Consider the following 14,050-nt stretch of genomic DNA (forward strand, 5'->3'; position numbering starts at 1 on the left):
TTCCCATGTCAACCATCGATGTATCGGTAATAATCCCTACCTACAATCGGCTACCCTTGCTCAAACGAGCGATTGCTTCCTGCACGGCCGAACATTGCCGCCTGGAAGTAATCGTGGTGGATGACGGAAGCACTGATGGCACCTGGGAGTGGTTGAAGAGCCAATCCGGGATCCGAGTATTTCGCCAACATAACCAGGGACAGCCCTGGGCCCTGATCCGAGGATTTGAGAAGAGCCTTGGAACTTACATCCGGCTGCTTGACTCCGATGATTTCTTATGTGCCGGCACAATAGACCGTCAGTGGCAATTGGCTAAGGACCATTGTGTGGAACTGGTCTACGGACGAGTGGACCGCTATCGGGAGCGAGACGCTGGCGTTCTTGTCGGACCGGATCCGGGAATCTGGGATGACTTTTTGGCGGTTCAACTCGGCGAACCCAATGGCAGCCACTTCCTTGGGATGCTCTTCCATCGCCGCCTGTTCGAGCAGGTGCCGATCAGTCGGCCTGATTTTGCACTGCGAGAGGACCGGATGCGAATGCTGGAGGTTGCCCTGATGCAGCCCAGTCTGATAGGCAGCCCCGGACTAGCCGGCTACTGGAGCCAGCATGACGAGCAAATGCATGACAATTACAGTGGCAGCCAGCAGGTAGTGGCCCACTGGCAGATGCTTGGAATCTACCGCCGTACTCTGCAGGTTCTGATTGAGCGCAATGAACTTACCCCCCGTCGGGCCAGGGCAGCCTGTAATGTACTTTGGCCTTTGGCTCATCAGCTGGCCATCACTCATCCGGCTGAAGGAGATGCAATCGCGGCCTGGGTCCAGGCACTCGCCTCGGACTTCACGCCCCCGCAAAGAGGCCTACTTGGGTGGAGCTATCGTCGTCTCGGCTTCCGTATTACAGAGCGATGCCTTAACTTGCGTAGAAGGCTTCATTCACGTTTGGGGCTCCGACCAAAGACCGCTTCGCTGAACCTTCCATATCCCTAATTAGGAGATTAAATATAGATTTCCGTTGCGAATGCCATAATCTACTAATGATGTGTTATTGGTGAACGCATAACTTCAGTTCCCGCTTATTGTCACGATCGTGAATTGGATCTCTGTCTGACTGTTCGCTTTTCTCTTCCGCCGCTTGTCATTGCCTTTGTCGGCTTTGTTTTTTTTACGCGGCCGTCTGCTAAATTTAATTCATTACTACAGGCTCCTCCAGAAAGGATCTATTTCTTTCTTTCATGGATTGACCTCGACAACGTACTTCCTTGGCCACGGCCTCTTTATTTTATACTTTTTCGCTACAATGAGGCCATGCTCGCTTGTCTCCCCTTGAAGTCCATTGCTTCGTCCGGCAAGAGCCTATGAAGCGGGTTTTCGCTTTATGCATTAGCGATCCATTTCATCATCCAAGAGATTTATCCCTATGAGCTCAGCAGACAGAGGCTTCGTGTATCTTGCCTATGGAGAGTCCTATATTAAAGAAGCTGCGCATTCAGCGCTTTCACTAAAAGCTTATCATGATGAGCCTATCTCTATTATTGTACCCCCCGGCGAGAGTTCACAATTTCTTGAAGGTTTTGACCAGGTAATTTCTTCAGAGCTTTCCCGTACCTATTTCGACAAGACTCTAATAAGGCTTTCCCCCTATAAGTATACAATACATCTCGATACGGATACATTGGTTTTAGCATCGCTTGACGATATATTCTTGCTCCTTGAGAAATTTGATGTAGCCCTAAACTTTGGCAAAGGAGGCTCGCATTATAATCTGCCGGAAATTCCTGATAGTTTTCCGGAGCCATCTGCTGGAGTAATTGCATGGGCTAAAAACAAAAGCACTCAACAATTATTCGAGCTATGGGAGGAGTTCTATGCATGTTCGATCCGACGATGGGGCCCCGAAGGTGCATGGGACCAACGATCTTTACGTGAAGCCCTTTTTCATTCGAATGCACGAATTGCACCATTGCTCGATAGATATCAGCTTATCTCTTTTTTCCCTGCTGTTGTGATGAGCACCGTTTCCATAATTCATGGCCGTGATATTTCTTCATCAATGGTTCTTACATCAGTGAAGCGCGATGGCCTCCGTATATTTATACCTAAGCTTGGCACTTTTGGGTTTGACGTGCCCCCCCCCTACAGGACATTTGTGTATTTCCGTTTATCATTATGCGCCCTAAGGCGTTTTTGTGAACTTTTGGTGCGAGACTTTCTCGCTTATGCAAGTATTAAGCCTTACCCTGTACAATCTCGTAAGGGCTGATGAGGATAGCATTAGTAACTTCAAATTCAATTCGCTCTGAACCACGAGCGCCTAGAGCAGCTTGTTTTATCAATCGTATTTTCCCGTCTTGGGATATTGATTTCATTTGTTTTGGACATGTAGTACCAGACCATATTCCCAAGTACTTACGCAATAACGCCAAGATCAATATTATTTCTATTGTTCCATCAGATTTTCTCTGGACCAAGTTTTTTCGGAAATTTTGTCGATTCCTTGCGCGCTATTTTTATAAAAACAGTAGTTCCAAGCCATCGCGATATTTTTGGGAATATACAGACCAGATTGATGCACTTCTTAATTCTGCTGATTATGATTTGGTCTATGGTTTTGGCATCCAAGTTTTACAAAGTGCCTTTAGCTACTCTAGATCTAAAAATATACCTTTCTGCTTTGATATGATGGAGTACTATCCCGACATGGGAGATGCTTCCCCCGACGTCTCGAGTGCATCAATTACTTTCTTGCTAAAAGCATCATTAAGATACGCTTCCCTAGTTACGACTACTAGCAATCAATTGGCGGAAGTTACAATGAATTTGTATAATCCTCGCGAGGTTAAAGTTTTATACAATCAGCCTTGGTTTATCGCCGAGAATCGGCCCCGTTCCAGCAGAGAAATTAGCAAAAATAGCAATGAATTATCATTGTATTGGAGAAATTCCTGGATTGCTTTCAGTCAAAGAGGCTTGGATGATGCGCTCTTGGCGCTAACATTATTGCCTTATCCGATTAAGCTATGCGTGCAAGGGAGGATTCGTTCTTCTGATTTAAAACTAATAACGCGTCGTGTTCATGATTTAAATATTGCTTCGCGTGTTACTTTCCTTGGCCCTTACGACCCTGATGACGCTGTCTCAGCCGCCTCGCCATACGACATTGGCCTTTGCCTGGAAAGGCCATCCTGTGCGAATCACAATCTTACGGTTTCTAATAAGTTATTTGATTATTTATCTTCTGGTCTTGCTGTTGTAGTGCCATCGCTGCCTTCGCTAGCTTCTATAGTTGTAGAGTCAGGAGCAGGACTGGTCTATCAAGCGGGTGACCCAGTTTCTTTGGCGGATAAAATAAATTATTTATTTTTACACCCAGAACTTCTTAAGCTACACAAAGAAAAGGCCATCGAATATTCCGGCCTAACAATGAACGTAGATTCAACTGCGCGCCGAGTCTATGAATGTTTACAATATGTCGATCAGGCTAATAAATAAAAGTCTTTTTCTTGTTCTTTGACGCTTTTTTTCATGAAGGAGGCCATTCGTTCTATCTTTCGGCGTTTTAACCTTGACCTCATCACTTGGCCTCATGGGCTTGAGCGGTTAGAACCGCAGGTTATTTCTGCTTCAAAGCATTATCCCGTTAATGGGCTTATCGATGTTGGGGCCTGCAGCGGAGCATTCTATAGATCTCTTAAACCCTTTTGTGACTTTAAGCAAGTTCTGCTTATTGAGCCCCAGGCTGCGATGGCAAGTATGCTTGCAAGAGAATTCCCTTCTCGTAATGTTCATGTCTTTAATGCAGCTGTAGCAAAGTCTTGTGGTATTTCACCACTGTATATTTACGGATCTCCTGACTTTTCGAGTCTTTTAAAGCCCTCTCCAGAGGGTCTTAAAATTTTTCAAGAACTCAGAATTCTTAAGGAAACTAAGAATATTTCTACTTCCACTCTTGATTCATTAATTGCTCCTGTCGTCGACGATGCTTTGTCATTTGTGCTCAAGATCGATGCTCAGGGGCTCGACTATCAGATTATTCAAAGTTCCCCTGCAGCCTTGGCATTATGCCCAATTGTATGCGTTGAGGCACCTTTGATACCGATTTACGAGGAGCAAGCTACTTTTCAGGATTTATATGACTTTATGTGCAAAGCGGGCTATTCTATTTCGTCAATATCGCCTGTTTCAAGAAACGCAGAAACCTCGGAAATTGTAGAGCTCAACTTGGTATTTGTTAAATCAAGAATTTGAGCCGCCGCATTGGGTTAAGAATTTATGGTATATTTTTTATTTTTTCCCCATGTCTTTGAAGCGGCTTTTGTGTAGCTATCGCTTCCGGTTCAGGTCCTTCATGTCGGATAGTTAAAGAATATTCATCTTCTCAGGGTTCACTTCTCCAGGTGAAAATATCTTGAATCTCTTGCTGGTTTCCCCGCGCTTTCCGCCCACCAGCGCCGCTGACAGTCAGAGGCTGCGCATGGTGCTGCCGCACCTGGCATCCCAGGGTTGCAACGCTGAGCTCCTAACTGTGGATCCCATCTGCTGCGCAAGCGAATGCGATTCCTGGCAGGCAACCCATCTTCCCTCCGATGTGCCCATCCACCGTGTTCGCGGCCTCTCGCGGCACTTGGCCCGGCTGCCTGGCCTGGGCAGCATCGATGCCCGCTGCCACCGAGCCCTCGCCCGCGCCGGTAGCCGGCTGCTGCGCCAGCGCCGTTTTGATCTTGTTTACTTCTCCACCACCGAATTCGGCTGCTTCCGCCTCGGCCCCCTCTGGAAGCACCGCCACGGTGTGCCCTTCGTGCTCGACTACCAGGACCCCTGGGTGAACGACCACTACCGCCTCCACCCCGAGATCATCCCACCAGGTGGGCAGCTCAAATACGCAGTGGTGGACCGTCTCCATCGCATTCAGGAGCCTTGCGTGTTGCGCCACGCCGCCGGCTACACCGCCGTGAGCGCCGCCTATCCCGCCCAGCTCCAAGCCCGATATCCCTTTGCTTCCCCCATTCCCTCGATGGTGCTGCCCTTCCCCGGCAGCGAAGCGGATTTCCAGCACCTCGATGCCATCCCCACCAGCAAACTGCCTTTCGATCCCCGCGACGGCCTTATCCACTGGGTGTCTATTGGTCGCGGTGGCGCCGATCTGCACACCGCCTTGAGCGGACTGTTTGAGGCCATCGCCCGCTACGCCCCCGCCGAGCTGCGTCAGCGCCTGCGCCTCCACTTCCTCGGCACCTCCTATGCCCCCGCCGGCCGCGGCATCCCCTCCATTGCACCCCTGGCGGCCCGCTTCGGCTTAAGCGCAATCGTGGAGGAGCGCACCGATCGCCTGCCCCTCTCACGCGCCTTGGCCACTTTGAAAGCCGCCGATGCCCTGTTGGTGCTGGGGTCAAACGACCCCGGCTACACCGCCTCCAAGCTCGTGCCTTACTTGCTGGCCCGCCGGCCCCTGCTGGCAGTTATGCACGAGCAAAGCCTGGTGTGTGAGCTGTTGCAGCGCTGTGGCGGCGGTCAGCTGGTGTCCTTTTCCAGCGACACCACAACCGATTTGCTGGCCAGCCGCATTGCTGGTGCCTGGCTCGCGAGCGATCGCCATGCCCAGCTATTGCCGCTCGACAGGCAGGCCCTGCGCCCCCACACTGCAGCAGGCCAGGCTGAACAGCTGGTGGCTTTCCTGCGTCAATGCCGATGACGGTTGCTTCCGTACCCAGCGACTCAATTGCCTCCCTGGCTCTTGCCTGGAGCCTCCTGTTCAGGCGCTTTTTGCCCCTTCTAGCCGCCTTAGCGGCCGGGCTGGCCCTGCTGCTGCTTTTTACCAATCCAGAGCGCCTGCCTGTTTATCTCGTTGCGGTGGGGGCAGGTTTCGCGATCATGGCTGTCAGCTCAGCTCGCTCCACAGCTGTGTTGCCCGTATTCCCGCTTTACGTGCTGCTCCAGGCATTGTCTTTTGCTAGCCCCCTATTCGCTCGCGAGATCGTGGCGGATTGGCGTGTGCTGATCACTGGGGAGCTGCTGGCTAGCTGTGTGCTGCCTTTGCTGCTTTGGTTCCTGGCCCTCTGGCTTGGCTGGATCCTCACACCCTTACAGCTGGGCCGCATGCGACCCCGGCGACCCCTCACCGATGCCCTGCGCAACCCGGGTTTCCTGCCCCACTGGAGCCTGGCGATCGCATCTGGTCTCCAGCTGCTGCTCAATTCTCCGCTCTACTGGCAGCTTCCAGGCGCCCTGGCCCAGGGCTTGCTTACCCCGCTGCGCACCCTTGTTGGCTTAGCCGGTATCGCAGGTGCTTTCACCGGCGCCTATGCCTGGCCCCAGGGTCGCTTGCCTAGTCGCGCTGTTTGGCTGGTGCTGCTGGTTGTGCCCCTCGCTGTCTCCCTTGGCAGTCTGCTGCTCTCCAGCCTGCAGGGCATAATTTTTTCTGCCTTGCTGGGCTTATGGCTGGGGCGCTCTCGCCAAGCTCTGGCGATCACCCTTGCCGGCCTTTTTCTGATCGGTTTTCTCAATACCGGCAAAGCTGCGATTCGAGGGATTTATTGGAGCCAGGGAGCCTCCATGCCCAGCAATCCTATTGTGCTCCTCCAGGAATGGGTGGAGGTCAGCCTCGCTTCGGTGAGCAAGGCCGGAGAAGACGGCCCCGGCAACATCTTCACCGATCGCTTCAACAATCTGCAAAATCTGCTTTATGTCCAGCAGGGTCTTTTAGCCGGTACCCCCACCCTAGGCGGTGGAAGCCTCAGCGCAATTCCTCAAGCGTTGGTGCCACGCTTCCTCAACCCCAATAAGGGTCGCAGCCAGGAAGGCCAGGTGCTACTCAACCTCCACTTCGGCCGCCAGCGCTCGGTGGAAGACACCGAGAAGGTTTACATCGCTTGGGGATTTCTTGCAGAAGGCGTGGGCAATTTCGGCAGCAGCTTCGGACCCTTGTTGATGGGCATTTCCACAGGCTGTTTGCTGCGCATCACCGAGAATCTTGGCCGCGGTCAGTTAATTCTTTCTACCCCGGGGCTGCTCAGCTTGGCGCTCACGGTGTTCTGGCTCACCACCTATGAAATGGCTGCTTCCACATTTGCAGCCGCAGTTTTTCAGATCGTGGTGGTGGTGATGCTCGTCGGCTGGTGGTTTGGCCGCCAATCCCCGCGCCGTAGCCAGCTCGCATGATCCGCCTCGCGGTAGTGCTTAGCCACCCGATTCAGTACTACGCCCCCTGGTTTCGCCAGCTAGCTCAGCAGCAGGGCCTGCTTCTGCAGGTGTTCTATCTCTGGGATTTCGGCGTGTCGCCTCAGCTCGACCGTGGCTTTGGTCAGGAGCTGCAGTGGGATGTGCCGTTGCTGGAGGGTTATACCCACACTTTCGTGGCTAATTGCTCCAGCGAGCCCGGCACCCATCACTTTGCTGGGCTGCACAACCCCTCTCTGGCCGGTGAGCTGTTGCGCTGGCGGCCGGATGCCGTGCTGCTGTTTGGCTACGCCTACCGCAGCCATCTGGGCTTGCTGCTCGATCCCCGCCTTTGGCATGTGCCCCTGCTGCTGCGCGGGGATTCTCACCAACTCGCCCCCCGTGCTGGCCTCAAGCCCCTGCTGGCCCTGCTCCTGCGCCGCCTGCTGTTTCGCCGCTTCGCCGCCGGCCTGCCCGTGGGCCAGGCCAATGCCGCCTGGATGGCGCGCAACGGTATCCGGCGCCTGTTCCTGGCTCCCCACGCGGTAGACAATGCCCGCTTTCAGGCTGCCGCCCCTGAGGCAGAGCGGGCCGCCCGTGCCTGGCGTCAGCAGCTGGGGATTCCTGCCGCTGCACCGGTGGTGCTCTTCGCCGGCAAGTTTGAAGCCAAGAAACGGCCGCTTGATTTGCTCGAGGCTTTTGCGGCTCTCCACCACCCCACCGCGGTGCTGGTTTTTGTGGGGGCCGGGCCCCTGGAGGCTGAATTGAAACGCCGGGCGACCTTTCTTGGTTTAGGGCAGGTAATTTTCCAGGGCTTCCAGAACCAAACCGCCATGCCCCGCACCTACGCCCTGGCCGATCTGGTGGTGCTTCCCTCCTATGGCCCGGGCGAAACCTGGGGCCTCTGCATCAACGAAGCGATGAACCTGGCCAAGACCGTGATTGTGAGCAGCCATGTGGGCTGCGGCCCCGATCTGGTGATCCCGGGCCAAACCGGCTGGATCTTTCCCTCCGGGGATCGAATGGCCCTTACGGCTGCCCTAGAGGTTGCGTTCTCCGACCCCGATCTGCTTCTCCAGATGGGAATGGCCTCGCGTAAACATATTGATAGCTACAGCTACCACCAGGCCACCGCAGGTCTAATGCAGGCTCTCACCCTGCTACAGCGATGATTGAGCCTGTCACGGGGCACTGGCATCATCCTGTAATAAAACATTTAGCCATGCTTCCTCATTCAAGTAGTAAATCAAGACGAATGCTTGCCTGAAGTTGTTATTCTCTTTTGGAACTTATTCTTTAGTCAGTCGTCCGCCATCCGCTATGAATATAGCCCTAATTTGTAGGCGTCCATTTGAAGATTGCTACAGCCTTGAAGGCTACTTCGAGAGAGTTCGTGATTCCCTCTCTCGGATGTCGGTCAACGTGGAGGTTTGCATCTCTCCATATCCCAGCAAAGGGCTATTACAAAGACTGAGGATTCTCAGATATGCGAGTCGCATAAACGCCGATCTGTTGCATATTGCAGGTGATATCCATTTCGCTGCTCTTGGGACAGACCCTGCGCGCACGGTCGTCACGGTCGCCGACTGCGGCCGACTGCATCAGCTCAAGGGCATCAAACGCGAAATTTTGCGCCAATTCTGGTTTCAACATCCACTCAAACGTGCAGCCGCGCTGACCGTGATTTCTCAAGCGGTCAAGGATGACCTGCTGACCTGGGTACCTGACCTTGAACCGAGCCGCATTCATGTTGTACCAGTATCGATCTCTCCCTCCTTCCACCCCTCATCCAAAACCTTCAACCGTGAAAAACCCCGTATCTTGCAGATCGGCACTAAACCAAACAAGAACATTCCCCGATTAGTGCAAGCATTGCGAGGAGTGAATTGTACTCTTGTGCTGATTGGCCTCCTCAGCCCTGATCTCAGGCAGATTCTGGAAGAACATCATGTTTCGTACGAGAACTATAGTGGCTTGAGTGAGTCCGAAATTGTAGATGAATTTCACAAGGCAGACCTTGTCGTCTTTGCTTCCACTCTCGAAGGATTCGGAATGCCGATTTTGGAATCACAAACAGTCGGGCGTGCCGTGGTCACAAGTAATTGCACTTCAATGCCTGAAGTCGCTGGTGATGGCGCTGCCCTTGTTGATCCTTTCTCGGTGGCCTCAATTCGTAAAGGCGTGCTACAGGTGATCGAAGATCAAGCCTATCGGAATAGGTTGATTGAGCTTGGGAAGCTGAACTGCAGGCGATTCACTCCAGATGCGATTGCAATACAGTATTTGAAAATCTACCAGTCTATCATTAATAAAAACGTTAAACCATGATGCGGCGCGCCCTGATTACAGGTATCACTGGACAAGATGGCTGCTACCTAGCGCGGCTTCTTTTGGATCGAGGGTATGAGGTTGTAGGTATCCTCGACGATTCACGCTATTCCAGTCTTTGGAATCTTTCTTATCTAGGTATCTTGCCAATGGTAAGACTTCTTAGGGTAAAGTTACTCGACTATATTGAGGTGCAACGAGTTCTGCTGGAGGTAAGGCCTTCAGAGGTTTACAGCCTGGCGGCTCAGAGTAGCGTCTCAAAATCATTTCAGGAGCCGGCAGTCACAATTAAGGCTAATTTGGAAGCTGTGATGAATTGGCTGGAGGCGATCAGAATGCTGTCTCCAGATGTTCGTCTATACCACGCATCCAGTAGCGAAATGTACGGCAATGTCACCAATGCCTGCGTGGAGCCAACAACACTGTTTAACCCTATAAGCCCTTACGCCGTTTCTAAGGTGGCGGCGCATCAGTTAGTTAGATCCTATCGCACGGCCTACAACATTTTTGCTGTGTCTGGAATCCTGTTCAACCACGAATCCATGCTTCGCAAAAAGGGATTCTTCACTCGCAAGCTCATGGATGGGGCATTGGATCTTTCTACTGGCAGTGTCTCCTCTCTCTCATTTGGCAATCTTGATGTTCGTCGCGATTTTGGATATGCACCAGATTATGTCGAGGCCATGTGGTTGATGCTGCATCAGGGTCAGCCCGAGGATCAACTGATCTGCACCGGTAAGTCCGTTTCCCTTCGGGATATTGTTAATCATGTATTCATGCGTATGAATGTTTCTACAGATAGGCTGCATATTGATGCCTCTCTTTACAGACCCGCAGAAATTGAAGATATCTACGGTGCGCCCTCATACGCGACTGAGAAATTATCCTGGACGAGCCATTATGATGCCTTTGGGGCCATGGATCTTATCCTTGAGGAGCGTTTGAAGCTTCTCCACAGTGGCCAGGTCATGCCAGCCTGAGACGATTTGTCAGTGTCGTGGACAAATCAGCCATCACTTGCCAGTGAATCACCATCTCTTCATTTCGGTGTCAGCTCGTCCTAGCAAACTGGGAGGTTTCGCCATCGTTTTTCGCGAGCTCCATGGAGTGGTATCTCCCTCTTGGCATGTCTTCTCATCTTGACCTACGTACATCCTGACGGGTCTTGGATCATCCCACCCCAAAGTCAATGTTGACCCTCGCGCGTCCTTGACGTCATTCGACTAATTTGACCCCACTGTGGTGCTCCCGCCAGGCTGTGCTGTCTAATCCAGCAGCCCTGAGGCACTTCGGGATCGAGGCTATTTCTTATCGCCAATAGCGATAGCCCCGGCCTGCTTCATGATCTGCCCCTCGGCCATGTCGCTCAATATCTACGACGCCGAGCATTTTCGGTCCGGCCCCAGACCCGCCGCTGACCTGAAGCGCTACGGCCTCAGCACCGAGCTGCGGCTGTTCTTCGCCCTCGCACTCCTCAGCGTTAGCGATCGCCAAAACCAACTCGATCGCGTGATCGTCTCCATGGCGGACTTGCGCCGCAGCCATACCCCGGCGACGGCGACGACTCCCCCAGACTCCCCCAGACTGCACCAGCTCGTGCATCAGCTCGATATCCATCCTGCAGTGCTGTTACCAGGCTGCCTAAGTGTTGCCCAGCGAGAAGGAAGGATTTGGCATTGTGTTTCTAGAAGCAATGGGCTGTGGCTTGCCCACCCTGGCTGGCAATCGCGATGGCTCTTGCGATCCCCTTGCCGATGGGGAGTTTGGCCTGCTGGTGGATCCTCGTTTGCCGCTTGCGCCACCTTTAGAAGCCTTGCTTGGCCGCTATGGCCGGCCGCTTTGGTTTGATCCAGTTGGCCTTTCACTAGCGGTAGCTGGAGCCTTTGGATTTCCAGCCTTCTGTAGCCGCTTAGAGCAAATACTCGCCGCCGAGGAACAGCGCCGAGTGCTGGCGAAAAAAAAACTAATCCAGCTTGACAACTAGAATTGATATTGCTATTCTAAATATGCCCCGGCTATTGGCCTGATGTGTGGCCTTGCGGGAGCGCTTGGGTATCCCGGCTTGCCAGATCAAGTCTTGCTCCAGCTGGGCAAGGCCTTAGATCATCGCGGTCCCGATGGCCAGGGAGTATGGCGAGATCCTGCCACTGATCAGGCCTGCTTGCTGCATCGCCGCTTGGCAATTCAAGACCTCACACCGGCGGGTCTTCAGCCGATGCAATCCGCCTGCGGGCGCTATGTGCTGGTATTCAACGGTGAGATTTATAACCAGCACGAGCTGCGCCAAGAGCTAGAGGGCTTGGGGCATCACTTCCATTCCCGCAGCGATACAGAAGTGCTGCTGGAGCTTCTCGCTCGCTTTGGCTTGGCTGCTTTCCAAAAGCTGCGGGGGATGTATGCCTTCTGCGTTTGGGATCGGCAAGAGCAGAAAGCCCTGCTTGCCCGCGATCCCTTCGGCATTAAGCCGCTCTACCTATGGCGGGGAGAGACGGGGCAGCTGCTTTTTGCTTCAGAGGTGCGAGCCCTGCTTGCCACCGGTCTGATTCCAAAGCGCCTTGATGTGGAGGCTTTGGCCGATTTTCTCGGCGCCGGCAGCCTGGTAGAGCCACGCACCCTGGTCGCTGGTATCTCTAGCCTGCCACCAGGGGCAATTGGCACATGGCATCGCGGCCACTGGCAGATCCAGCCCCACTTCCAGCCCAGCTACGGGTCAAGTTTTCCACTGGGAATGCAGGAGGCTGCCCTGGCCACGCGGCAAGCGCTTGAAGCCTCGGTAAAAGCCCATCTGCTCAGCGATGTGCCAGTGGGTATATTTCTCTCGGGTGGGCTTGACAGCTCAGCTCTGCTCGCCTTGGCAGCTCATGCTGATCTCACCACCCTTTCGATTGGCTTCTGTGAGCAAGGCTTCGACGAATCTCCACGGGCTGCTGCTGTTGCCAGGCACTTTGGCAGTAAGCATGTTGCACTTCAGCTTGATGCCTATCAGGCGGCTGAAATGTTGCCCCAATTTCTGGCTGCCGTAGACCAGCCTAGTGTTGACGGTTTCAATACCTTTTGTGTAGCTAAATTGGCTGCTGACCAAGGCTTGAAGGTAGTGCTGAGTGGCCTCGGAGGCGATGAGCTTTTTGGAGGCTATCCGAGTTTTACCACCATTCCAAAGTTGCTGAAGTGGCATCAGTGCCTGGGTGTGTTGCGGCCTTTGCTGGCCTACGCCTTGTCTCGATCAAGCCAGCACAAGCGTCAGCGGCTGGCAGCTTTTTTATCTGGGCCTGGCACGGTTTTTGCTGCCCATCGCTGCCTGCGAGGCTTATTTGCACCTGCTGAAGTGGAGCTATTGCTGCGCCATTGGGGCCTACAAAGCTTTGCCACCTCTGAACAAAAGGAGCGTTCAACGCCAGCTGATCTGGCTGATGCCATCTCTTGCATCGAAACCAGCTCCTATATGGGGCAGCAGCTGCTGCGAGATAGCGACTGCTTTTCGATGGCCCATGGCCTAGAGCTTCGGCTTCCCTTTGTGGATGAAGGGTTTTTCCGTTCGGTTGCCGATATTCCTTCCAGCATCCGCACCATGCCAGATAAGCAGCTCCTGCGCAGAGCTCTTCCAGAGCTGATGGCAGCGCTGGCGCCAGCCCCGAAGCAGGGTTTCTCCTTCCCGTTCCAGCAGTGGTTCGATGCCTCGTCGTCACCGCTTCGCCCCGGTTCCAATGCCTTCCCACTGCCGCCTATTCCCGCTTCGCTCGACCTTTCCAGCTGGGCACGGCGCTGGGGGCTGATGGTCATGCACCATTGGTTGCGGGAGCATCTTGATCTTCAGCTAGTTTGAATCAATGCTTAGACTCACCCTCCCTTGGATATGGAATCATCCACTTGGCTGCCGAAATCGACCGGCGGCTTATGGCCGTTATTTATTTTGGCAGCTGCGGTATCGCTTTAATTCAAAATCTTTTGTATTGCCTTGGGTAAATAATACCCGCCTTGCGTTGGAGCCACGCATGGCTGGAATTACTGGCAATTATTATTGTGGTTTGCATGAATGGCCAGATATGGCTTTTATATTGCATCTCCTTCGCCCTGAAGATTCTTTTGCAGATATTGGCGCTAATGTTGGAAGCTATACCGTACTGGCTTCAGGGGCTGTTGGTTGCCATACTGAAGCTTTTGAGCCGGTTCCTGCTACTTATCAGCGCCTTCTTGCTCACATTGAGCTCAATGAAATTAGCCATCTAGTGCATCCTCACCAGGCTGCTGTAGGAGCAAAAGAAGGCAGCTTGTTTTTCAGCATCGACCGCGATTCGATGAATCAGGTGGTGGCAGCTGATTACCCTGGTCTTTCGAAGGAGCTGCCGGTATTGGCTGTGGATCAGCTGCCAGCCCTCCGCCATTCGGTTTGCTGGAAGCTTGATGTGGAGGGCCACGAGCATGCCCTGCTTGCTGGCGCTCAAGAGACGCTTCGCGATGCTCCCCCTGCCGCGATTCTCTGTGAAGACCGCAGTGAACCAAGTGCTCAGTGTCTTCTGGAGGCTGGGTTTTCAATCTATAGTTACAATCCTTGGACTCGACAGCTG

General features: G+C 53.4%; 12 protein-coding genes. All 12 read left to right on the top strand.

What is annotated here, in order from left to right; translation table 11 throughout:
* Positions 1-5: 5 nt before the first annotated feature.
* The gene (locus KBY99_RS01685; protein WP_254996913.1) at positions 6-992 is read left to right on the top strand and encodes a glycosyltransferase family 2 protein; all 987 of its coding nucleotides are present in this window, start codon (positions 6-8) and stop codon (positions 990-992) included.
* A 430-nt stretch (positions 993-1,422) separates the two neighbouring features.
* A complete protein-coding gene (locus KBY99_RS01690) occupies positions 1,423-2,265 on the top strand; it encodes a hypothetical protein (RefSeq protein ID WP_254996915.1) in 843 nt (280 codons plus the stop codon).
* The gene (locus KBY99_RS01695; RefSeq protein ID WP_254996917.1) at positions 2,265-3,494 is read left to right on the top strand and encodes a glycosyltransferase; all 1,230 of its coding nucleotides are present in this window, start codon (positions 2,265-2,267) and stop codon (positions 3,492-3,494) included. The genes KBY99_RS01690 and KBY99_RS01695 overlap by 1 nt, the downstream gene beginning before the upstream one ends.
* A gap of 33 nt (positions 3,495-3,527) precedes the next feature.
* Positions 3,528-4,250 carry an FkbM family methyltransferase gene (locus KBY99_RS01700; RefSeq protein ID WP_254996919.1) on the top strand — a complete coding sequence of 241 codons (723 nt, stop codon included), beginning with the start codon at positions 3,528-3,530 and terminating at the stop codon, positions 4,248-4,250.
* Between the two features lie 169 nt (positions 4,251-4,419).
* Entirely contained in the window at positions 4,420-5,694 is a 1,275-nt protein-coding gene (locus tag KBY99_RS01705) for a glycosyltransferase (RefSeq protein WP_254996920.1), read from the top strand.
* Positions 5,691-7,160, top strand: coding sequence for a hypothetical protein (locus KBY99_RS01710; RefSeq protein ID WP_254996921.1), 1,470 nt, complete (start codon positions 5,691-5,693; stop codon positions 7,158-7,160). Before KBY99_RS01705 ends, KBY99_RS01710 begins: the two co-directional genes overlap by 4 nt.
* Positions 7,157-8,329: a glycosyltransferase family 4 protein gene (locus KBY99_RS01715; protein ID WP_254996923.1), complete on the top strand. Its 1,173-nt coding sequence runs from the start codon at positions 7,157-7,159 to the stop codon at positions 8,327-8,329. Before KBY99_RS01710 ends, KBY99_RS01715 begins: the two co-directional genes overlap by 4 nt.
* Before the next feature lie 238 nt (positions 8,330-8,567).
* On the top strand, positions 8,568-9,485 hold the full coding sequence (locus tag KBY99_RS01720; RefSeq protein ID WP_254996925.1) for a glycosyltransferase: 918 nt from the start codon (positions 8,568-8,570) through the stop codon (positions 9,483-9,485).
* Entirely contained in the window at positions 9,485-10,465 is a 981-nt protein-coding gene (locus tag KBY99_RS01725; protein WP_254996927.1) for a GDP-mannose 4,6-dehydratase, read from the top strand. Before KBY99_RS01720 ends, KBY99_RS01725 begins: the two co-directional genes overlap by 1 nt.
* Before the next feature lie 668 nt (positions 10,466-11,133).
* Positions 11,134-11,469 (top strand): glycosyltransferase, encoded by a 336-nt coding sequence (locus KBY99_RS01730; RefSeq protein ID WP_254996928.1) that lies wholly within the window; start codon positions 11,134-11,136, stop codon positions 11,467-11,469.
* A 42-nt stretch (positions 11,470-11,511) separates the two neighbouring features.
* Positions 11,512-13,308, top strand: a complete 1,797-nt coding sequence (gene asnB, locus KBY99_RS01735; protein WP_254996930.1) for an asparagine synthase (glutamine-hydrolyzing) — start codon at positions 11,512-11,514, stop codon at positions 13,306-13,308.
* A 4-nt stretch (positions 13,309-13,312) separates the two neighbouring features.
* On the top strand, positions 13,313-14,050 hold a 738-nt coding region (locus KBY99_RS01740; RefSeq protein WP_254996932.1), incomplete at its 3' end, for an FkbM family methyltransferase.

The sequence above is a fragment of the Cyanobium sp. Maggiore-St4-Cus genome, from assembly GCF_024345615.1.
GTDB lineage: Bacteria > Cyanobacteriota > Cyanobacteriia > PCC-6307 > Cyanobiaceae > Cyanobium_A > Cyanobium_A usitatum.

Coding starts and splice junctions, on each gene's coding strand:
- KBY99_RS01685 (WP_254996913.1), top strand. CDS start 6: ATGTCAACCATCGATGTATCGGTAATAATCCCTACCTACAATCGGCTA.
- KBY99_RS01690 (WP_254996915.1), top strand. CDS start 1,423: ATGAGCTCAGCAGACAGAGGCTTCGTGTATCTTGCCTATGGAGAGTCC.
- KBY99_RS01695 (WP_254996917.1), top strand. CDS start 2,265: ATGAGGATAGCATTAGTAACTTCAAATTCAATTCGCTCTGAACCACGA.
- KBY99_RS01700 (WP_254996919.1), top strand. CDS start 3,528: ATGAAGGAGGCCATTCGTTCTATCTTTCGGCGTTTTAACCTTGACCTC.
- KBY99_RS01710 (WP_254996921.1), top strand. CDS start 5,691: ATGACGGTTGCTTCCGTACCCAGCGACTCAATTGCCTCCCTGGCTCTT.
- KBY99_RS01715 (WP_254996923.1), top strand. CDS start 7,157: ATGATCCGCCTCGCGGTAGTGCTTAGCCACCCGATTCAGTACTACGCC.
- KBY99_RS01720 (WP_254996925.1), top strand. CDS start 8,568: ATGTCGGTCAACGTGGAGGTTTGCATCTCTCCATATCCCAGCAAAGGG.
- KBY99_RS01725 (WP_254996927.1), top strand. CDS start 9,485: ATGCGGCGCGCCCTGATTACAGGTATCACTGGACAAGATGGCTGCTAC.
- asnB (WP_254996930.1), top strand. CDS start 11,512: ATGTGTGGCCTTGCGGGAGCGCTTGGGTATCCCGGCTTGCCAGATCAA.